This window comes from Maribacter spongiicola, assembly GCF_052119685.1.
Taxonomy (GTDB): domain Bacteria; phylum Bacteroidota; class Bacteroidia; order Flavobacteriales; family Flavobacteriaceae; genus Maribacter; species Maribacter spongiicola_A.
The window spans coordinates 1-21,397 of sequence record NZ_JBGQOO010000014.1; the positions used below are offsets into that span (position 1 = coordinate 1).

25 protein-coding genes and 1 pseudogene are annotated in these 21,397 nt (G+C 35.1%); 10 read left to right on the forward strand and 16 right to left on the reverse strand.

From position 1 onward, the window contains the following. Window positions 1-592: 592 nt before the first annotated feature. Together ACEN2N_RS16255 and ACEN2N_RS16260 are read left to right on the forward strand one after the other, a co-directional pair. A complete protein-coding gene (locus ACEN2N_RS16255; protein WP_441825301.1) occupies window positions 593-895 on the forward strand; it encodes a DUF3024 domain-containing protein in 303 nt (100 codons plus the stop codon). Window positions 896-928: 33 nt separating this feature from the next. After that, window positions 929-1,375 carry a UPF0158 family protein gene (locus ACEN2N_RS16260; protein WP_441825302.1) on the forward strand — a complete coding sequence of 149 codons (447 nt, stop codon included), beginning with the start codon at window positions 929-931 and terminating at the stop codon, window positions 1,373-1,375. Window positions 1,376-1,675: 300 nt separating this feature from the next. On the opposite strand, the gene ACEN2N_RS16265 is transcribed toward ACEN2N_RS16260, so the two are convergent. After that, window positions 1,676-2,521, reverse strand: coding sequence for a DUF4249 family protein (locus ACEN2N_RS16265; RefSeq protein WP_441825303.1), 846 nt, complete (start codon window positions 2,519-2,521; stop codon window positions 1,676-1,678). 2 nt (window positions 2,522-2,523) lie between these two features. Then, window positions 2,524-4,932, reverse strand: a complete 2,409-nt coding sequence (locus tag ACEN2N_RS16270; RefSeq protein WP_441825304.1) for a TonB-dependent receptor — start codon at window positions 4,930-4,932, stop codon at window positions 2,524-2,526. Between the two features lie 241 nt (window positions 4,933-5,173). On the opposite strand from ACEN2N_RS16270, the gene ACEN2N_RS16275 reads away from it, so the two are divergent. From ACEN2N_RS16275 to ACEN2N_RS16285, 3 genes are read left to right on the forward strand one after another with little or no spacing between them, the layout of a single operon-like run. After that, window positions 5,174-5,716 carry an RNA polymerase sigma factor gene (locus ACEN2N_RS16275; RefSeq protein ID WP_441825305.1) on the forward strand — a complete coding sequence of 181 codons (543 nt, stop codon included), beginning with the start codon at window positions 5,174-5,176 and terminating at the stop codon, window positions 5,714-5,716. Continuing rightward, entirely contained in the window at window positions 5,716-6,255 is a 540-nt protein-coding gene (locus tag ACEN2N_RS16280) for a hypothetical protein (protein ID WP_441825306.1), read from the forward strand. Before ACEN2N_RS16275 ends, ACEN2N_RS16280 begins: the two co-directional genes overlap by 1 nt. Beyond that, window positions 6,239-7,327: a hypothetical protein gene (locus ACEN2N_RS16285; RefSeq protein WP_441825307.1), complete on the forward strand. Its 1,089-nt coding sequence runs from the start codon at window positions 6,239-6,241 to the stop codon at window positions 7,325-7,327. Before ACEN2N_RS16280 ends, ACEN2N_RS16285 begins: the two co-directional genes overlap by 17 nt. Window positions 7,328-7,420: 93 nt before the next feature. On the opposite strand, the gene ACEN2N_RS16290 is transcribed toward ACEN2N_RS16285, so the two are convergent. After that, a complete protein-coding gene (locus ACEN2N_RS16290; protein WP_441825308.1) occupies window positions 7,421-7,933 on the reverse strand; it encodes a VOC family protein in 513 nt (170 codons plus the stop codon). A 119-nt stretch (window positions 7,934-8,052) separates the two neighbouring features. On the opposite strand from ACEN2N_RS16290, the gene ACEN2N_RS16295 reads away from it, so the two are divergent. From ACEN2N_RS16295 to ACEN2N_RS16315, 5 genes are all read left to right on the forward strand, one after another. After that, on the forward strand, window positions 8,053-8,367 hold the full coding sequence (locus tag ACEN2N_RS16295; RefSeq protein WP_441825309.1) for a winged helix-turn-helix transcriptional regulator: 315 nt from the start codon (window positions 8,053-8,055) through the stop codon (window positions 8,365-8,367). A gap of 133 nt (window positions 8,368-8,500) precedes the next feature. Next, complete coding sequence (locus ACEN2N_RS16300; RefSeq protein WP_441825310.1) at window positions 8,501-9,169, forward strand: hypothetical protein; 669 nt, start codon at window positions 8,501-8,503, stop codon at window positions 9,167-9,169. Continuing rightward, a complete protein-coding gene (locus ACEN2N_RS16305) occupies window positions 9,169-9,360 on the forward strand; it encodes a hypothetical protein (RefSeq protein ID WP_441825311.1) in 192 nt (63 codons plus the stop codon). The genes ACEN2N_RS16300 and ACEN2N_RS16305 overlap by 1 nt, the downstream gene beginning before the upstream one ends. A gap of 42 nt (window positions 9,361-9,402) precedes the next feature. Then, window positions 9,403-9,813 carry a GNAT family N-acetyltransferase gene (locus ACEN2N_RS16310; RefSeq protein WP_441825312.1) on the forward strand — a complete coding sequence of 137 codons (411 nt, stop codon included), beginning with the start codon at window positions 9,403-9,405 and terminating at the stop codon, window positions 9,811-9,813. A gap of 239 nt (window positions 9,814-10,052) precedes the next feature. Then, complete coding sequence (locus ACEN2N_RS16315; RefSeq protein WP_441825313.1) at window positions 10,053-10,664, forward strand: DJ-1/PfpI family protein; 612 nt, start codon at window positions 10,053-10,055, stop codon at window positions 10,662-10,664. Between the two features lie 46 nt (window positions 10,665-10,710). On the opposite strand, the gene hisIE is transcribed toward ACEN2N_RS16315, so the two are convergent. From hisIE to ACEN2N_RS16380, 13 genes and pseudogenes are all read right to left on the reverse strand, one after another. Beyond that, on the reverse strand, window positions 10,711-11,319 hold the full coding sequence (gene hisIE / locus ACEN2N_RS16320; RefSeq protein ID WP_441825314.1) for a bifunctional phosphoribosyl-AMP cyclohydrolase/phosphoribosyl-ATP diphosphatase HisIE: 609 nt from the start codon (window positions 11,317-11,319) through the stop codon (window positions 10,711-10,713). 183 nt (window positions 11,320-11,502) lie between these two features. Beyond that, window positions 11,503-12,195 carry an aspartate/glutamate racemase family protein gene (locus tag ACEN2N_RS16325; protein ID WP_441825315.1) on the reverse strand — a complete coding sequence of 231 codons (693 nt, stop codon included), beginning with the start codon at window positions 12,193-12,195 and terminating at the stop codon, window positions 11,503-11,505. 180 nt (window positions 12,196-12,375) lie between these two features. Beyond that, window positions 12,376-13,131 carry an imidazole glycerol phosphate synthase subunit HisF gene (gene hisF, locus ACEN2N_RS16330; RefSeq protein ID WP_441825316.1) on the reverse strand — a complete coding sequence of 252 codons (756 nt, stop codon included), beginning with the start codon at window positions 13,129-13,131 and terminating at the stop codon, window positions 12,376-12,378. 22 nt (window positions 13,132-13,153) lie between these two features. Further along, entirely contained in the window at window positions 13,154-13,669 is a 516-nt protein-coding gene (locus ACEN2N_RS16335; protein ID WP_441825317.1) for a DinB family protein, read from the reverse strand. After that, complete coding sequence (gene hisA / locus ACEN2N_RS16340; protein WP_441825318.1) at window positions 13,662-14,423, reverse strand: 1-(5-phosphoribosyl)-5-[(5-phosphoribosylamino)methylideneamino]imidazole-4-carboxamide isomerase; 762 nt, start codon at window positions 14,421-14,423, stop codon at window positions 13,662-13,664. Before hisA ends, ACEN2N_RS16335 begins: the two co-directional genes overlap by 8 nt. A gap of 3 nt (window positions 14,424-14,426) precedes the next feature. Beyond that, a complete protein-coding gene (locus ACEN2N_RS16345; protein ID WP_441825319.1) occupies window positions 14,427-14,849 on the reverse strand; it encodes a GNAT family N-acetyltransferase in 423 nt (140 codons plus the stop codon). After that, a complete protein-coding gene (gene hisH, locus ACEN2N_RS16350) occupies window positions 14,849-15,430 on the reverse strand; it encodes an imidazole glycerol phosphate synthase subunit HisH (RefSeq protein ID WP_441825320.1) in 582 nt (193 codons plus the stop codon). Before hisH ends, ACEN2N_RS16345 begins: the two co-directional genes overlap by 1 nt. Window positions 15,431-15,490: 60 nt before the next feature. After that, window positions 15,491-15,769: pseudogene (locus ACEN2N_RS16355) on the reverse strand (four helix bundle protein); the annotation flags it as partial. A gap of 104 nt (window positions 15,770-15,873) precedes the next feature. Further along, complete coding sequence (gene hisB, locus ACEN2N_RS16360) at window positions 15,874-17,016, reverse strand: bifunctional histidinol-phosphatase/imidazoleglycerol-phosphate dehydratase HisB (RefSeq protein WP_441825321.1); 1,143 nt, start codon at window positions 17,014-17,016, stop codon at window positions 15,874-15,876. A gap of 1 nt (window position 17,017) precedes the next feature. Further along, entirely contained in the window at window positions 17,018-18,064 is a 1,047-nt protein-coding gene (gene hisC / locus ACEN2N_RS16365) for a histidinol-phosphate transaminase (protein WP_441825322.1), read from the reverse strand. Window positions 18,065-18,107: 43 nt separating this feature from the next. Beyond that, on the reverse strand, window positions 18,108-19,391 hold the full coding sequence (gene hisD, locus ACEN2N_RS16370; protein WP_441825323.1) for a histidinol dehydrogenase: 1,284 nt from the start codon (window positions 19,389-19,391) through the stop codon (window positions 18,108-18,110). A 97-nt stretch (window positions 19,392-19,488) separates the two neighbouring features. Beyond that, window positions 19,489-20,346, reverse strand: a complete 858-nt coding sequence (gene hisG, locus ACEN2N_RS16375) for an ATP phosphoribosyltransferase (protein WP_441825324.1) — start codon at window positions 20,344-20,346, stop codon at window positions 19,489-19,491. 234 nt (window positions 20,347-20,580) lie between these two features. Next, entirely contained in the window at window positions 20,581-21,393 is an 813-nt protein-coding gene (locus ACEN2N_RS16380) for a prohibitin family protein (protein ID WP_441825325.1), read from the reverse strand. Between the last annotated feature and the right edge of the window lie 4 nt (window positions 21,394-21,397).

The window sequence follows — 21,397 nt, forward strand, 5'->3', positions numbered from 1 at the left end:
GTTTTTCATCGTGACAGTTTGAATTTAAAGTTAATAAATTCGAATTATGAACTGTCCTATTTTTTGGGAAGCCTACAAAAAAGGGAAGCCTACACTTTCTCTCGATCCCTGCCGTATCTACATAACTACCATTTTTGTACTCTTTAGGGCGTAACAATGATGTGGTTGCTTACCCAAGTAATTATGCCTCATATACGGTTTCTGTTCGTCAGTACCGAGTTTTGTAGTCCTGCTTCCTTCAGTCCTAGTCTCACAACTAACAACCTTGCAGCTTACTAATGGTTCAAGGCGTTACCCCTGCCCATAAGGGACTTGCACCCTCTAGATGAATAAACTATCTTTCTAATAGTTTAAAGATGCCCATGCTGGGCACACACAATGGCTAAACGTAATGCGGACTTTAGGGCTTTATCGAAAGGTCTGTGTATATTTATAAAGTCGCTAAATCTTATGGATTTAGCTTTGGAAAAGAAAAAATAAAACTAAACAATAAGCTTTAGCTTCGTGCGCAGACGGAAACGAAAGGTTTCCTTACCACCGCACTACGCTTAGCTCAATCGTTGTGCGCAAGCTGAAAAAATATTTTAGTTGAATGAAAAATACCACGATTGACATTAACGAATCAACTATAAAAAAGTATGTGGAATCTTTACGTCCGGAGAACCCAGAAATACGTTCTCAACTAGATTACGGATATTCTTATGACGGAAAAGTTGCGATTTTTTATGCAGTTCAACCTGATTGGAACAATCCAAAAAAACTACAACAAAGTGAATTTGCGAAAATAAGGTTCTACAAATCTAAGCAGGCATGGAATCTATATTGGATGCGAGCGAGTGGAAAATGGGAACTTTATGAACCGTTTCCCAAATCAACATATTTAGAAAAATTATAGAAATTATCAAAGAAGATAAACACCATTGCTTTTATGGCTAATTCTCAAAAAAATATTGTCAAGGAAATTGCTGAAAATCTGGATTGCGGAAACAATTGTTATTTCAATTCCAAAACAAATGAAATTGTTACAATTCCAAATTTCTCAAACACCTCGGACGAACAAGAATTAAAAGAGTTTTTTCGAGATGACTTAAATAAGATAAAGGACCAAAAAGCGGATTTTATAAAATTCGAAGTATTAGAAAGCTTTGAGTCATTTAAAATAATGGAACGTTTCTCTGAGCAAATGACGGACGAAAAATTCAAATTCAAATTGAAAGACATTTTAGAAAAGAAAAAGCCTTTTCAGAATTTTAAAAATACTATCGACCAATCAGATTTTAGACAAGAATGGTTTGATTTTAAACAGAATGAACTCGAAAAAATTGTAGAAAGCCATTTAGAACATGGAAAAGCCAGCGCACAACAAAACCTATAAACAATACGGGCTTCGGGCTTAATCGAAAGGTTTGTGTATTTTTATGAAGTCCGCAAAATCTTATGGATTTTGCTCTGGACAAGAAAAAATAAATCAAAACAATAAGATTTCGCTATTTGCTTGGCGGAAAACAAACGCTAGTTTGCTCCCGTACTGTTCAAAACTCAACCGTTACCTCAAACTTTTGAACCCTTTTAAGTTTTTCGCTATTTAACTACTGGCTTTAAAATTTTAAATTAGCTAAATAAAAAAGCCCCAATTTCTCAGAGCTTTGTAATTCCAATAAGTTCAAATGATATCTTACTCAAATGTATAACGCTCCCTATTTACTTGGGTCAAACGAAAATAGCCGTGTGCGTAATTATCTGGGTTTGTACGGTTAATGCAATTACCTTTTACGGCAACGGGAGTAGTCGCAAAAATTCCTACACCGCCAATTTGGTCAATTAGAATATCCATATAATCATAATAAGATTCTGAAATTCCATACATTTCTATAGTTACCACATCACCAGGCTGTAGCACATCTATTTTTTCGGTGTCATCATCTTCATCAAGCTCGAACCATTCATCCACTTGGTTTCCGTTAATGAACTCATCGTCCCCTACTTCAAATTGCGGTAACAAATCACCATCCCGTTGAAACTTGAATAGGTAATAATTCTCTTCATCTTCCGGGTCCGTATATTCAACATGCAATTCTAGCTCCTCATCATTAAATCCATCTTCACGGTCTTGGTATATACGTGTAATATCGGTAACCGTGGTCAATGTTTCTTGTGCGGTATACGTTTCCCCATCATGAATGATTAGCATGGTGTATGATTGATTCAACACAGGAACAAATTCACTCGTAGCATATGACCCATCATTCTGTTCGGTGAAAATAAATTCAGCGCCAGTAGCATCGTTTGTAATGGATACAAAAGCACCCGTTACAGCAGTATTGCTCGTAGTATCGAAAAATTCGGTAGACGTACTCAGGTAAATGGCCTGCTCATTTCCATTAGTTCCTTTTTCCCAATCTATAGAAGCCTGAACAACCAACCGTGTTGGACTTTGCTGAACTTCCACATCAATAACATCAGTACAGGAGGTTATCGATGCTATAATAAGTAGTAGTATGATTTTTATATAGTTGCGCATTTTTAAAATTTAAAGTTATAGGTTAATGAAGGCACGATACCGAATATAGCGGTTCTGGTAGCTTCGTTAGCTCCAGTTTCTATATTCTGACCGAAGGAAATTGATGCCGCGTTCTTCCGGTTGTATGCATTATAGACTCCCAATACCCACTCCCCTTTAAATCTACTATCGGGTTTATGGTTGGGTTTGTAATTAAAGGAAAGGTCTAAACGGTGATACGCTGGCAATCGGTCAGAATTTCTATCGGCATAGCTCGCCACAGATATTCCTTCATATTCATATTGTCCATTCGGATACGTTACAGGTCTCCCGGTCTGAAAAACAAGGTTGGTACCAAAACTCCATTTATCGTTCAATTTATACGAGCCAGAAATAGAAACATCATGGGTTCTATCATACGGTGTATTGTACCATTTCCCATTGTTTATTCCTAATCCACCAGCTGTACCACCGGGTGTACGTTGTTCAGATTTAGACAAGGTATAGGCAACCCACCCAGTAAAATCACCCTCATTTTTACGGAACAATAATTCAAGACCGTATGCTCTAGATTCTCCGGACAGTATTTCCGTTTCAATGGTATTCTGACCTATTAAATCAGACCCATCAATATAGTCGATTCTATTGTCGGTGTTTTTAAAATACACTTCAGCTTCTATCGAATACACCTTATCCTTGAAGTTTCGAAAATATCCTAAGGCATATTGGTTTGATAATTGTGGTTTTATGTATTGTCCGCTTGGCGCCCAAACATCCAAAGGCGTAGCAGAAGCGGTATTCGATAACAAATGAATATATTGTGCAACCCTAGAAAAACCTGCCTTAACCGATGAATTTTCATTCAAGGTATAGGCCAGAGAAGCACGAGGTTCTAAATTGCCGAATTTCTCGATAGCATCTCCTGTATCGTAATCAGTTTCGCCTATTGGCGTACCGCGTTCATAGATACCTAATTCTGAATTATAAACTACTGGCTTGTCATTTTCATACTCGACCATAGCTTGACCACCAAGTCGCGTGAAAGCACTATAGCGCAACCCATATTGCGCGGTTAAGTTATCGGTCAGTTTATGTTCCGCGTTTACATAGACGCCGCTCTCCAATGCTTTTTTAGCGTCTAATGTATATTGATTTACTGAAGATGTTTCTGAAGTTGGTCTAATCTCCCCTGGGTCAAAATCATAATAAATTCCGCTAGCCCCAAAATCCAGTTTAAATTTGTCACTGAAATAGTATTTTAAATCGTATTTAAGATTGTAGTTGGTAATGGAAGAAACCCAATCGAACTGCGCAGTGGTAATGCCCAAATCATAATCGTACTTACTGTATACCGCCGAAAGGTTTGAAAAAAGACGGTCGTTAAAAATATGGTTCCAACGTAAATTTCCGGTAGAATTACCGTAGCTACTGCTAAAATTTTCGCCCAATTCAAAAGCATCACGACCAAAATAACCAGAAAGGTACAGACGGTTATTCGTATTAATTTTGTAATTCGTTTTTAAGTTCAGATCGTAAAAACTAACACTATTATCATTCCCTGAAGCCTTTAACAAAACATCTGCATACGACCGTCGACCAGCAACTATAAAAGAACCTTTTTCTTTAAATAACGGACCTTCTAGCGCAAGACGACTAGAAATAATACCGATACCACCCGTAGCTCCAAACCGTTTACTATTACCATCTTTCTGTCGTACATCTAATACCGAAGATACCCTACCGCCGTAACGTGCAGGTATTCCCCCTTTATACAATTTTACATCTTTAATGGCATCGGCATTGAACACCGAAAAGAAGCCGAACATGTGCGATGTATTGTAAATAATAGCTTCATCTAATAATACCAGGTTTTGGTCCCCTGCACCACCACGCACATGAAATCCACCAGTACCTTCACCATTATTGGTTACACCGGGCAACATTTGTAGCGACTTTAAAATATCTACTTCTCCCAAAACCACCGGCATTTGTTTCACCGTTTCAATATTCATTTTAAGTACGCTCATTTCTGGCTTACGCAAAATGGCACGTTCAGGTTCGTCGGCAGTAACCTCTACTTCTTCCAATTGCGTAGAAGCTTCTGAAATTTCAAAATTGAACTGTTGATTTTTATTGAGGTTGATATCTTGTTTAATATCCGAATAACCGATATAGGTAATTAACAAGCGGTATTCCCCTTGCGGTGCGGTAAGGGAGTAAAATCCGTATTCATTGGTAACCACACCAATTGAAGTTCCTTCTAAAAAGACCGAAGCTCCAAATAGGGTTTCTCCATTATCGATATCACTAATTTTACCGCTAACAGTATAGTTTTCTTGAGCAAACCCCTGCATGCCAATTAACAGCAATAATAACCCTACAATGGTATTCAGCCGTTTCTGCCAATATTTAATCATTTTTTTTTGATTCATTTTATGTATTTATTTTGAATGATGAACACCCTATTGACAAGTGAATAATTGAAAGGTTGCATTCATTTTATATTTTAAGGAAATAATAACAGTAACTACAACAAATTTTAAGGCTGCAAAAATACTAGGTTAATGGTAACTTTAGTCACAAAATAATTGACTCTAAATGCAACCCTATAGTTTTTTACTTGTCTTTGTACTAGAACTATAATTTAGAGTAGCATCAACCCGCTTAAATTAATTGGAAACCAATATTCGTTTTACGCATAAATCGCTTGTAGAAAGTAGCAAGACAGGTGATAGAAACTCGCAGTACAAACTGTACGAGCTCTATGTGGATGCGATGTACAATATAGGACTACGATTTTTAGGCACTAAAGAAGATGCCGAAGACATTGTGCAAGAAAGTTTTGTTGATGCCTTTAAAAACCTACACAGTTTTAAATACGAAAGCACGTTTGGGGCGTGGCTTAAACGAATAGTCATCAATAAAAGTATTAACCATTTAAAAGTGAAGCGATTATCGCTGTCAACGATGGATAATCATGAATATCATTTAGCTGAGGAAGAAGAAATTGATATAGAAGCACCAATAGCCCTGCAAAAAATTAAGACAGGTATTGAACAATTACCGCTAGGCTACAAACAAATTATAAATCTATACCTATTGGAAGGTTATGACCATATGGAAATTGGAGAAGTATTAGGGATATCTACCTCTACCTCAAAATCACAATACCATAGGGCAAAAAAGAAACTAGTTCAAATTATAAATGCATTGTAATGAACAAATTTGAAAAACATATTCAAGAGAACAAAGCGTTCTTTAACGACCAAAAAGCTGACCGCGCTAAATTATGGGCGAACATTGAAGCTGAAATAGGTCCGGCAGAAACTAAAGTGATTCCGTTATGGAAATCACCCTTATTTAAAATAGCGGCTAGTGTGCTCCTATTATTGGGTATAGGAGGTATACTGGGAATTTCGTTGACTCGTACAACCACAACTGAAGCTAACTATGCATCACAAGAATTGCGTGATATAGATATGCATTACAAAGGTCTTGTTTCGTATCAAGTACAATTAATTGAGAAAAATGGACAGTTATCAGCAACCGATAAAGCCGAGTTTCTATCCTTTATAGATGAATTGGATAAAGAATACGCAGTGCTACGCCTAGAAATGCAAAACAATTTAGATAATCAATTAGTGCTAGAAGCAATTGTATCGAATTACCGAAAGCGTATAGAGTTGATAGAAAACCTATTGCGACAATTAAATGAGTCTCAACTTAAAGATGAAGAATATGGATACACTTTATAAAAAACTGCTCCTTTTTGCTGCGGCATTGGTCTTTGGCCTCACGGTCACGGCGCAGGAAAAGGTATCTAAAAAGGTAACCAAGTCCTATAAATTCACCAATGGCGGAGAACTTCGTTTAGAGAACAAATATGGAAATATTACGGTCTTCGGATGGAATAAAAATGAGGTTTCCATTACTGTAAACATGACCGTTACCCATAAGAAGAAAGACAATGCTACAGATTTATTACACCGGATAGCTCCCGTAATTACATCTAATGACAACTATTTGTCGGTGAATTATGAAATATCGGATAAAAGCTCTGGCTTCTTTTCGAATCTATTCGAAAAAGCAAATCCGTTTGATTTTGACCGTAGCAATGTAAAAATAGATTATAAGGTATACATGCCGCAAATGACGATACTAAACATTAGTAACAAATTTGGAGATGTTTTAATTGAAGATTGGGACGGAATTTTAAAAGTTGATGTTGAGCATGGTGATATATGGATTAATGAGAATATTACAAAAGCTGATATTACTTTAAAATACGGAAAACTTAAAGCCAAAAGTATTGTAAATGGCAGTATTTACTTAAATAATGGTGTGCTTGATATGGACGATGCAAATAGGTTGCAAATCAATAGTAGTGGCAGCAAAATTGATATGCAAACCGTATCATCGCTTGAATTAATTTCCAATAAAGATGAAGTAACCCTTAATGTGGTAGCGTCTATGAATGGCACTCTTAAATTCTCTAACGTAGTGTTGAACAATCTTAAATCGGATTTGAATCTTGACATGAGAATTGCAGACTTTAAGTTAGGTAGAATATTAGATCAAGATGCAACTATTAAAATTGAACAAGAATCGAGTGAAGTAAGTTTGAACATTACCGATTTTCCACACAAATTCTCGGCAGTTCTTGAAGAAGGCTTGGTTCGATTACCAAAAACCTTTCATGATGTAAATTCTAAAATGCTTGATAAGGGTAGAAAACTACGAGAAATAAAAGCTTTATATGGTAAAAAAACACTTGGCCGTATTTCGATTACCGGTAAAAAAGGCGTGGTGCTATTGAAAGAAATTTAAGATTGACAACACTTTAAATAATACTTTAAAAAAAGCGACTGAAGCTATTTATACTAACAGGCCAGTCGCTTTTTAATATAATGTCGAGTTCATCTAATTTTCATAAGCACCAGATGAATACGTTAGTTCATAGCTATGCGTATAAATTTCAAATACAATACCGAACGGGTCTTCTACATAGCACATTTTATAAGGTTTGTCATATGGGTAATAGGATCGTATAGGCATACGTTGCTTACCGCCATTCGCAACAATCTTTTCAATCAATTCTTCAATATTAGGATCTTGAATACAGAAATGAAATAAGCCCGTATTAAAAGGATTAAATTCTGGGGCTTCTTTTACTCCGTGTGGAAATGAAAATAATTCTATACCAATACCATCGGAAGTTGACATATGCGCAATTTCAAATTCCTCCCAATCTTCACCGAATACGTCGATACACATTTGCCCTATAGCTGTTTCTGCTTCCTTTTTCACTGTAGATGGTAACATAATCACATACCACCCCATAACTTCAGAATAAAATTTTACAGCGTCATCTATTCTAGGAACTGTAATGCCAATATGGGAAAATGATTTAGGGTACTCTTTATTTGAATTCATAAGTGTCTATTTATACTACAAGATTAAACTATATTTGCCTTAAAGGCAATAACTTACCTAAAAGTTATATATATAACTAAAAGAGTTAATTGCTGAATATCAAATAATTAAATCGTAAAATGAAAACAATAAACTTCTGCCCATTAGATTACACTATTAGTTTAATAGGTACTAAATGGAAACCATTAGTATTGTTTCATCTTTTAGAAGGACCACTACGATCAGGAATTTTACAAAAGAAAGTACCCGGCATTTCTAATAAAATGTTTACTCAAACGGTACGTGAGCTAGAAAAAGACGGACTGGTAAATAGGGAAGTGTTTCCTGTTGTTCCGCCAAAAGTAGAATATGCTCTAAGCGAACGTGGAAAATCTCTTAAAAGCATTCTTCTAAGTTTAGACTCTTGGGGTGCAAATGATGTTTCAAACTGCTAATTCATAAGTAATTAGTATAATCCAACACAACAAATAATGAAATATTGGGTTTTATTTAAAAAATATGGGTTTTTGGTGCAACTATTTGTTAGTTAGGTTGTCTATAAGGTAATCAATCAAAAATCGAACAATAATGAAACCACTAAAATTAACACTTCTCCTATTATCACTCGTATCCTGTTTGAATAGCTTCGGACAAGAAGAAACTAATGAATACCTAGAATTTAACGACCGAAAGAACGTAGTACATGGCGTTTACATAGGTTTATCTACACGATTAGGAGAAATCGACGGTAATACTACTTATGTAGGAGAACTCAAAGTTGCCTATGTAGCCAATCAACAATTCGAAGTCGGCTTTGCAGGAAACTTTCTGTATTCAGAACAAGACATCTATAATAATGAGCGTGGGCGATATGAAGATATCATAGTGGCGTACGGTGGTCTACATTTAGAACCTATATTCTTTAGCAAAAGCAAAGTCAATCTTTCTTTTCCTTTACTTATTGGTGCTGGTGGTGTAGGCTATGTGGAGAATAATTTTCGTGATCCAGATTATCTTGAAGAAGACCTTACCAGCGATGATATTAATGCGGTATTTGTAGCAGAACCAGGCGTTAGTGCTCTTTTTAATATCTCTCGCTACTTACAAATTGAAGCAGGTGTAAAATATCGTTTTTCGAGTCGTATTAATCTACCGCCAACACGTACTGTAAATATTAATGGCTTTTCAGCAGGTATCGGTATTAAAGTGGGAGTCTTTAATATGGGAAGAAACCGTTATAAAAAAAATGTGCAATAATGAGTAAAAAGAAATCCAATAAAGTTTATTCTCAAGAAGTAATAGACACGCAACATGTCTTTACAGAGAATAATAAAGTTTTTGTAAAAAAGAAAACATCTATTAGGTCCAACCCAAAAGAGGAATGGTCGCCTATAAAATTTACATGGGTATCTGTTGCAAACGTTCAAGATTCTTTAGTTCTTGAATAAACTATAAAAGCTACCTTACATTTGAGGTCAACTATACTATTTATGACCACAAAAATAATTGAGATAACAGCCGATGAAACATTACCGATCAGACATCAGGTAATGTGGCCTAATAAACCTTTCGATTACGTAAAGTTAGACAATGACAATGAAGGTCTACATTTCGGACTCTATTTAGATAAAGAATTAATTTCGGTAATTTCTTTATTTATTATGGACAGTGAAGCTCAATTTAGGAAATTTGCTACATTAGAAAATTACCAAGGCAAAGGATATGGCAGTATACTTCTAAATGAAATTATACACATTGCCGATAAGCAATCATTAAAAAGAATTTGGTGTAATGCCAGAAGAAACAAATCTCAATTTTATAGGAAGTTTGGTATGGAAGCTACTAACAACATTTTTATAAAGGGAGGTTTAGATTATGTTATCATGGAACGAATATTTTAATAGCCTTTTTCTGAAAAATTCATCTTTTTTTTTATGGTATTGATAATAATGCTTAAAATTCCTTATACCAAGAAGTAATCCCTTAGAATCATTTAAATATTATCTTATTTTAAACGAAAGTTTTCTCTTTGATAATAATTTAAATAGCAGTTATGCAGATGTTTACTAAGTTTATTAAGTCGATATTAGTTGTATTAATATTCAATTCAAGTGTAACTGCCCAAGAAAATTCTAGCCAAATGAGTTCAACTGAAAAACAAGAAATTGCATTTTTATTATTCGACAATTATGAAACTCTCGATGTATTTGGACCTGCTGAAATATTTGGACGATTAGCCGACTTATATACTTTAAAATTCTATTCATTAGAAGGTGGTATTGTGACTAATAGACATCAAGTCTCAATAATGACAGAAAAACTAGCAGATATCAATAAGAAGCCATTTGCCTTTCTAATACCTGGTGGATTAGGAACTAGAGTAGAAGTAAAAAATGAGGAGCTAATAGAATCTATTAAAAATATAAGCCTATCAAGCACATATGTAATGACCGTATGTACAGGAAGTGCGCTCTTGGCAAAAACAGGACTTTTAGACAAAAGGAAGGCTACTTCAAACAAACGTGCATTCGCATGGGTCGTTACCAACGGACCACAGGTGCAATGGGATAAACAAGCCCGTTGGAAGGTAGACGAAAATTATTATACTTCTTCAGGTGTAAGTGCAGGTATGGATATGGCTTTAGGATTTTTAGCCGACCGACACGGTTTAGATTTCGCTAGAAATATAGCTTGGGAAATAGAATACAACTGGATAGAAGACAAGGATAATGATACGTTTACTGCAGAATGATAAACTGCATGAAAATCAGTTAACGTATCATTTGAACTTATAACATCTACTTCTTCCTTTTCATCAATTCTGCCTCAATATCTTTAAGCGTAAATCCTTTTGCCTGTAACAGCATTAAGTAGTGAAATAATAAATCAGCACTCTCGTACAAGAATAATTCATCATTATTATCCATAGCTTCAATCACCGTTTCAACGGCTTCCTCCCCTACTTTCTGTGCAATTTTATTGATTCCTTTTTTAAATAAAGAAGCAACATAAGATTTACTATCGTCAGCAGAAGTTCTTCTTTCTTTAATTGTATCTTCTAACTCTGAAAAGAATCCGAATTGTGAATTGTTTTCTTCTTTCCAACAGGTATCTGTACCGGTATGACATGTAGGTCCTACAGGATTTACAGTAATTAAAAGAGAATCATCGTCACAGTCATTTTTAATAGAAACTAAAGTCAAAAAGTTTCCGCTTTCTTCACCTTTAGTCCATAAACGCTGCTTAGAACGACTAAAAAATGTAACCTTACCACTATCAGTAGTTTTCTTCAAAGCTTCGGCATTCATGTAGCCAAGCATCAATACATTCTTCGTACGTGCATCTTGTATAATAGCAGGTACCAGTCCGTCATTCATTTTCTCCCAATTTGGTGTATTAAATTCCATATTCTCTTTATTCAATTTCAATTCTATTAATCATATTCTTATAAGGCGATATACTTATCGTTTTTCAAAGCTTTCGACAGTACTCTAGATGACATTTCGCTTGGCAATTTCAATTCGGTCACTGAGCGTAGCCGAAGTGACATTTCGTATATTAAAACTACACTAAACACTCTCTACTCAAAACTATTCAAGAGCAAACTTCACGGCAGCAAAAGCATGTTCTTTGGTTGTATCAATAACCACAATATCACAATCATCTTGCTGAATTAGCAAAGGTATTTCGGTACATCCTAAAATCACGCCTTCTGCACCATCTTTTTCAGACTTTTTTATAATGTCTAAATAGTGTTGTTTAGATTCGTTGGATATGATTCCTTTAGATAATTCTGAATAGATAATAGTATGTACTATTTCGCGGTCTTCTGTATTAGGTACCATAACTTCGATACCAAATTGGTTCTTTAAAATATCTTTATAGAAATCAAGTTCCATGGTATACTTAGTACCTAGTAATAATACTTTCTTACAACCTTTTTGTTTGACTGCTTCGCCAGCAACTTCTGCAATATGTAATAGAGGCACTGTAATTTTTTCTTTGATTGTGGGAACACTAAGGTGCATGGTATTAGCACAAATAAGTATGATATCTGCACCTGCATTTTCTAATCGAACAGCAATATCTGCCATTTGAGTATGTAATGCTTGCCAATCGCCTTTTGCTTGTGTAGCAGAGATATCGGCAAAATTGACCGACTCAATAATACATTCACAAGAGCTTTGTCCGCCTAATTCTTCGGATACTTTAGAGTTTAATAATTGATAATACAATTGAGTAGACTGCCATGTAATTCCTCCAATAAGACCTATTTTTTTCATTGTATTTTATTAAAAAGTTTCGTGATTCAAAGCCTTTTACTCCGCTCAGGATGAAATCTCGTTTGACAATTTTAATTCGGTCACTGAGCGTAGCCGAAGTGACATTTAATTTATTAAAACTACTAACTGAACACGGTAAATTGGTACTGTTAACAGAAAACCGACACTGCCAACTGTAAACTATATTCGAACAGGAATACCGTTTTCTTTTAACTCCCTCTTCAGCTCTTGAATACCAATTTCCTTAAAATGAAAAACACTTGCAGCCAAAGCAGCATCTGCCTTACCATCTATAAAGGTATCGGTAAAGTGTTGTTTATTACCAGCACCGCCAGATGCAATTATAGGTATATTTAACTCCGTAGACAATTTTGCCAATGCTTCATTTGCGAATCCGTCTTTGGTACCATCATTATCCATTGAGGTAAACAAGATTTCTCCTGCTCCGCGCTCTTCCACTTCTTTTGCCCACTCGAACAATTTACGTTCAGTAGGTACTTTTCCTCCTACCAAATGAACGATCCATTCGCCATCTATCTGTTTAGCATCGATAGCAACAACGATACATTGAGAGCCGAATTTAGCAACTAAATCATTAATTAACTGTGGATTCTTTACAGCAGATGAATTAATTGAAACTTTGTCTGCCCCATTTTGAAGCAACACATCTACATCTTCAACAGAAGAGATTCCGCCACCAACAGTAAAGGGAATATTTACTTTTTCCGCTACTCGGAAAACCAAATCCGCTAAAGTTTTACGTTTCTGCTCTGTTGCAGATATATCTAGAAAAACAAGCTCATCTGCACCTTCTTTACTGTAAATTTCAGCAAGCTCAACAGGATCTCCAGCATCGCGTAAATCGACAAAGTTGACACCTTTTACAGTTCTACCATCTTTTATATCTAAACAAGGTATTATTCTCTTAGCAAGCATATTTTTTAGTATTAAGTACTAACTACTCATTTTTAATATTCAAATCGACTCCGTCATAAAATCCTAAATCCTTTTCTTTGATCAGTTTCACATAAAAAGCGATCTGACCGGTATGGTATGAGTAATGCTCAACCGCATGCATAATTGCACCAACTCCAGAAAAAGACATTCCTTGTACAGACCTCACTTTTGTCAACTTATCGGCTGTTGAATCAAAAATGACACGTTTTACGGAGTCTACCGTATCTTCTAATTTATGTAATAACTCCGCTTTCGTTAGTCCTGAACCAATAGAAAACTCGGCATCTCGATTTCTTTTATCATCAATTTCGCCTATGGAAGAAATTACATATTGTGTCATATTACCACAAAGGTGTAAAATGAGATTAGCCATACTGTTCAAAGAAGGATTAGGCTTTTGCCAAATTTCTTCTTCCGATATTTCAGCAAGACTTTTCTTGATCATACGTGTACTTTCGTCCATACGATACATCGCATTTTCAACAATTTCTTCCACTAAGCGCGCTTCTTTATCCATTGCTTAAAATATAAGTTTCCAGTTGTTTAAGACTGATTCTATTTTCATAAATCGCCTTACCAATGATTGTTCCTTCACAACCCATTTCTGCTAATTTAGGTAATTCATCAAAAGTTGATATGCCACCACTGGCGATTAATTTAATCTTAGATGTCACCTTGAGCGTAGTCGAATGTTCTTCATTAGTACTATTCAATATCTTCTGATATAAAGCAAACGACGGACCTTCTAACATACCGTCTTTACTGATATCGGTACAAATTACATATTGAATTCCTTTTTGTTGATACGATTGTATAAACGGAATCAATTCTTCTTTAGATTCTTCTTGCCATCCAGAAACCGCTACTTTTTCATCCATAGCATCTGCTCCTAAAATTATCTTATCAGCACCATGCTTTTCTATCCAACCAAGGAAAGTATCTGAATCTTTTACCGCAATACTACCTCCAGTAATTTGTTTAGCACCACTTTCAAAAGCAATACGTAAATCATCATCAGTTTTTAAACCACCACCAAAATCAATTTGTAAACCGGTTTGCGAGGCTATCTTTTCTAAAACTTTATGATTGACGATATGTTTAGATTTTGCACCATCTAAATCCACCAAATGTAGATGCATAATACCGTGAGCTTCAAACTCTTTAGCAACCTCTAACGGATTTTCATTATATATTTTCTTGGTATCATAATCTCCTTTTGAAAGGCGAACACATTTGCCATCTATGATATCAATTGCAGGAATAATTCTCATTCTTTAATCTAAAATTTGTTTATCAACAGACATCCACAATGGTGAATCTCCTATTTTATTAAATCCGAAACGCTCATATAACAAATGGGCATCCTTAGTTTTTAATGCTAATGTTTTAAGCTTTTTAATAGTAGCATCTTCTAATATCTCTTTCACCAAAATCTTACCATAACCCTGACCTTGAAATTTATCTAGAATAATCACATCCATGAAATATCCAAAGTAAATATAATCGGTAACTACCCTAGCAAAGCCAATTTGTTCATTTTTAAGTGTATACATACCAAAACAGTAAGAGTTTTCAATCGTTGTTTTTACTTCTTCTAATGTTCTCCTATCTCCCCAATATGAATTAGCAATAAACTGTTGAATTGCATCGACGTTTAAAAGGTTTTTATCAGTTGAAATAAAATAATCTTGCTCCATTACATTTTTAAAAAATTCTCTAAAATTCGCTGCCCAACATCACTACTCTTTTCAGGGTGAAATTGAGTACCATAGAAATTATCTTTTTGTAAAGCTGCACTATAATCAACTCCATAAGAACATTCTGCGATAGTTTCATCGCACAATGGTGCATAGTAACTATGTACCAAGTAAATGTGTTCTTTTTCCTCTATATCTTTAAACAAAGTAGATTTTAAGTTTGTAATCTGATTCCAACCAATCTGAGGAACTTTTACCGTGTTATCAAACTTTACAACATCAACATTAAAAATCCCGAGTCCCTTTGTATTTCCCTCCTCAGACGAATGACACATTAATTGCATACCTAAGCAAATACCTAAAACAGGTTGCGTTAAAGTCGGAATTAGTGTATCTAAACCGCTATCACGAAGTTTGTGCATAGCACTACTCGCCTCACCTACTCCTGGGAATATAACTTTATCAGCATGTTGTATTTCAGTAACATCATTACTTAAAATAGCCTCGTAGCCCAGGCGTTTTATGGCAAATTTGATACTTTGTATATTTCCTGCTCCGTAATTTATAATTACAATTTTCATAAGCTCAGATACAAGGTTAAAAGTACAAAGTACAAGGTGTTTATCGTATTTTTCATTTCTTTACATTCTATTTGCTCTAGACGTTTTTATCGAGGCAACGATTATTGCTAAAAGTTCTTTAGCCTCACTGTGCAATTTGTCTATTTCTTCTTTTCTTTCAGAATTAACTTCTAAAAACAATTCTAACCAATATGCAGATTCATCAATTTCCTCTTCAACAATCTTTAGTTTATTTATAAAATCAGCGGTAGATTTTGCTCTTTGCGAAGCTCGATAATTTGCACCAACAGAACTAGAACACCTAATTAATTGTCTTACCCAAGCATCTAACTCCCTTGATCTTGGAACATGTTTTCAGAACACCCAACAATCAATTGCAAATTGTTTAGTTCGTTTTTTTAAATCTTGCATTACTTTGTACTTTTAACTTCACACCTCGTACCTTATAATACTCCTTTTGTACTTGGCAACACCATTTTTTCAACGTCTCTTTTAACAGACATTTTTATGCTCTTTGCAAAAGCCTTAAAAATAGCTTCAATCTTATGATGTTCATTGGTGCCTTCTGCTTTAATGTTTAGATTTGCTTTAGCACCATCAGTGAATGATTTAAAGAAATGATGAAACATTTCTGTTGGCATGTCTCCTACCATTTCACGCTTAAAGTCCGCATCCCATACTAGCCAATTTCTACCTCCGAAATCAATGGCAGATTGCGCTAAACAATCATCCATTGGTAAACAGAAACCGTATCGTTCAATACCTAATTTATTTCCTAATGCTATATGAAATACTTCGCCTAATGCAATACCAGTATCTTCGATAGTATGGTGTTCGTCAACTTCTAAATCACCATCAACTTTAATCATTAAATCCATTTGCCCATGACGGGCCAATTGATCTAACATATGGTCAAAGAATTCTAATCCGGTTTCAATATCACTTTTGCCAGTACCATCTAAATTTAATTTGATGGAAATATCGGTTTCATTGGTTTTTCTATGAATTTCAGCCGTTCTATCATTTAGTTTTAAGAACTCATAAATCTTTTCCCAATCATTGCTTTCGATAGCAATATGGCTATCAAGCTCATCACGTTTTACCGTGATTTCTCCCGTGCCTAAGTTGGTCTCATCATTGATGAAAATACCTTTAGAACCTAAGTTCTTAGCCAATTCCATATCTGTTAATCGATCACCGATTACATAAGAATTTTCTAAATCATATTCATCGGAAAAATATTCTGTCAATAACCCAGTACCCGGTTTTCTAGTATCGGCATTCTCATGAGGAAAAGTACGATCTAAGAATACCTTATCAAACACAACCCCTTCATTTTCAAAAGATTTAAGGATGAAATTATGTACAGGCCAAAAAGTATCTTCAGGAAAAATATCGGTACCTAAACCATCTTGATTGGTAATCATGACTAATTCATAATCCAATTCTTTAGCTATTTTACCTAGAAAAGTAAATGATTTTGGATAAAAAATCATTTTTTCAAATGCATCTATCTGTTCATCAACTGTTTCTTTTATTATAGTTCCATCACGGTCTATAAACAGTACTCTTTTTTTATTTCCCATATTAGTTCGATAATTCTTTTAAAGCATTAATAACACTATTGTTTTCTTCGGGTGTACCTACTGTAAATCTCAGCGTATTTGCGCATAATGGTTGTGTGGTACGATTCCGTACCACAATTCCCTTTTTCAATAATTGATTATAGCGAAGCGTAGCATCATCTACTTTTGCCAAAATAAAATTTGCATCGGTAGGGTAAATTGTTTCAACAAAAGAAACTGTTTTTAAAGCCTCTTCTAATTTTGATCTTTCAGCTAAAATCTCACTAACCTCGTTCTTAACCGCCTGTTTATCTAAGACACGAGTAGTTGCTTTCTCTTGTGTTAATTGATTAACGTTGTATGGAGGTTTAATTTTGTTCACCACAGCAATAATTTCTGCAGATGCAATACAAATACCCAATCGTATGCCTGCCATACCATAAGCTTTAGACAAGGTTTGCGTAATAATTATATTTGGATAATTAGCAAGCTTAGATACCCAACTCTCTTTGGATGAAAAATCGATATAAGCCTCATCGATAACTACTAGTCCGTTGAAAGAATTCAAAAGTTCTTCAATTGCTTTAGTTGAGAAACTATTCCCCGTAGGATTGTTTGGAGAGCAAATAAACAATAGTTTGGTATTGTTGTCAATCGTTTTTAGGATTTCTTCAACGTTAGGCTGAAAATCATTCGTCAATAAGACCTCTCTATTTTCTACTAGATTGATACCTGAAAGCACCTTATACATTCCGTATGTTGGTGGCAGGGTAATAATATTATCTTGTTTAGGTTCACAGAAAGCTCTGAACAACATATCTAAAACTTCATCGCTACCATTACCTAAAAGAATATTTTCTTCCTTTATAACCTTTTGTTCAGCCAATATAGCTTTCAAACCTCGTTGTTGAGGATCAGGATAACGATTCACGCCATTCTCGAATGGATTCTCATTTGCGTCTAAAAAGACCATTGTAGACCCGTCTGAAACATATTCATCTCGTGCAGAAGAATACGGACTCAAGCCCTTCACATTTTCTCGTGTTATTTTATCTAAGTTGAAACTCATTAGTTCAATATGGTGTTGGTCATTGAGCGTAGCCGAAATGACATTATTTTAAACTATTTAATCTTAAAGTAACTGCATTTTTATGAGCTTCTAAACCTTCTGCCTCTGCCATCAGTTCTATTGCATTTCCAATTATTTGTATACCTTCTTTTGTAATTTTCTGAAAAGTCATACACTTCATAAAACTATCAAGGTTTACACCGCTGTATTGCTTAGCATATCCATTTGTCGGTAAGGTATGATTCGTTCCAGAAGCATAATCACCAGCACTTTCAGGAGTGTAATTCCCTATAAAAACAGAGCCAGCATTCAGTGTATTTTCGATATAGAAATCTTCATTCTCGACACAAACAATGTAGTGTTCTGGTCCATATTCATTAATTAAATCAATCGCATCTTGATCATTATCAACATAAATCAATTTACTATTAGCAATTGCCTGCCTCGCGATTTCTTTACGGGGTAAATCTTCTAATTGTAGGGCTACTTCCTTCTCTACCAAATCAATCATTTCTTTAGAAGTAGACACCAAAATTACCTGGCTATCGACCCCGTGTTCTGCCTGACTCAATAAATCTGAAGCTACAAAAGCAGCATTTGCAGAATCATCGGCAACAACCAATAATTCTGACGGACCTGCAGGCATATCAATGGCAACACCATGTTTAGTTGCAATTTGCTTCGCTACAGTTACATATTGATTTCCTGGTCCGAACACTTTATACACTTGCGGTATGGTTTCTGTACCAAAAGTCATCCCAGCGATTGCTTGAATTCCGCCAATTTTTACAATTTTTGTTACTCCGCATAAATCCGCCGTATACAAAATAGCTGGATTCAGCTTTCCTTCTTTATCAGGTGGAGAACAAAGTACAACTTCATTACAACCGGCAATAGTTGCAGGTACCGCTAACATTAAAATTGTAGAAAATAAAGGAGCCGTTCCACCAGGAATATACAATCCCACTTTCTGTATCGGTTTTTTTTCTTGCCAGCAAGATACACCTACAGTCGTTTCCACTTCAACACGACCCGTTTTCTGAGCGGTATGAAATACTTCTATATTAGATTTCGCTAATTGAATAGCAGCTTTAAGTTCATCTGACACCAATGATTTAGCTTCCTTAATTTCATCTTTTGATACCAGAAGATGGTCTAAGTTCACCTTATCGAATTGCTTTGTATACTTTATTAAGATACGATCGCCACCGACTTTAACTTCTTCAAAAATAGTGTTGACCAGCCCTTCAATATCGGCAACAGTTTGGGTCGGGCGCATAAGAACGTCTTTCCAATCTTGTCTTTTAGGATTATATATTTTATTCATTTCTTTAATTAGCTATTGGCCTTAAACTATTCGCTTTTGGCAAAAAAATAATCATTTACAGTAGCTAATAGCACAAGGCTACAAGCTAAAAGCCTAATTACAATACCATTTTCTCAATTGGGCAAACAAGAATACCCTCTGCACCTGCTTTCTTCAATTCGTCGATTACTTCCCAGAATTTATCTTTATTGATTACAGTGTGTACCGAGCTCCAACCTTCATCTGCCAAGGGCAAAACTGTCGGACTTCGCATACCTGGTAAAAGCTTTAGAATTCCATCTAATTTATCGTTTGGTGCATTAAGCAACACATACTTAGAACCTCTAGCTCTTAAAACAGACTGAATTCTAAACTGTAGCTTTTCAAGAAGTTCTTTTCTCTCGGAAGATATTTTTGGAGAAACTGCTAAGACAGCTTCACTTGTCAACATTACTTCAACCTCTTTTAAGTTGTTTTTAAATAAGGTACTACCACTTGAAACAATATCGCAAATAGCATCTGCCAACCCAATATTCGGTGCAATTTCAACAGAGCCACTAATGATGTGTAAATCGGCTTTCACGCCTTTTTCTTTCAAGTAATTCAATACAGTATTCGGGTATGATGTTGCAATACGCTTACCCTCAAAATCTTTAACCGAATTATACTTCACCGACTTAGGCACCGCTAAAGAGACTTTACATTTTGAAAAACCAAGTTTCTCTGCAATGATAATATCTTCACCTTTCTCTACTAATACATTTTCGCCGATAATGGCAATATCAACCACTCCGTCTCTTAAATATTGAGGTATATCTCCGTTTCTTAAATAAAACACTTCAATAGGGAAGTTTCTTGAAGAAGCCTTTAACTGGTCTTTACCATTATCAATGGAAATTCCGCAGTCTTTTAAAATTTGTAGGGATTCCTCATTAAGTCTTCCCGATTTCTGAATAGCAATTCTAATTTTAGTCATTTTCTTAATTTAATGCTTGGCAACCAAAAGAGATTTAAATACAAAACCCGTTTGATTGCTCAAACGGGTTTTAAAATATGTTGTTCTACTACAATACATTCCTACCTCGCCTAAGCGTGTGTATGAATATGATGATGTGTAGTTCTATTTTTCATTACGATGTAAAAGTAAAAGGTATTTTCCATTTCACAAAACAAAAGTTTAAAATGAAACAAAAATAATTAACCCCGTGTATTAGTTATCACCTAAAATTAAAGGAAGACCATCGCTACCACCAACGATTACTACTTTTGAATTTGGCGATTCTGCTAATTTCAATGTAGCATCGATACCCTTATCTTTTAAAATTTGGTCATTTAAAGAAGCACTTAAAATGCGGTTAGCATCAGCTTTACCTTGCGCTTCAATGGTTACTTTTTCTGCCTCTTTCTTAGCAGTAACCAGTCTAAACTCATATTCTAAAGACTCTTGCTCTTGCTTTAACTTTCTTTCGATAGCATCTTTAATGGTTGGAGGTAAAGTTACATCCCTTACCAATATTTCATTTAGTTGAATGTATTGTCCAGAAACTATCTTTTGAGTCTCATCAAAAATTTCTTGTTGAATAGCATCTCTTTTACTAGAATATAATTGTTCTGGTGTATAACGCCCAACTACAGACCGTGCAGCAGATCGAATTGTTGGAAGTAATACACGTTGAATATATTCCGTTCCCTTCTCTTGATGTAATTTTCCTAAATCATTACGAATAGGTTCAAACCAAGCAGAAGCTTCCAATTTAATATCCAAACCATTACTTGATAATACATTCATACTTTCAAGAACTTCTTGTTGTCTTACTTCATACACTGTCACCCTATTCCATGGTGCTACAAGATGAAATCCTTCACCCATTGGAGGCTGATCAGTCACTACACCCCCGCCAAAAGTTTTGTACAAAACACCTGCTTGACCAGAGTCTATTGTAACTGTTGATTTTGAAATTGCAATAATCACTACAATAAAAATAAATATTGCGGGTAACGCAATCTTAGGTAACTTATCCATTAAT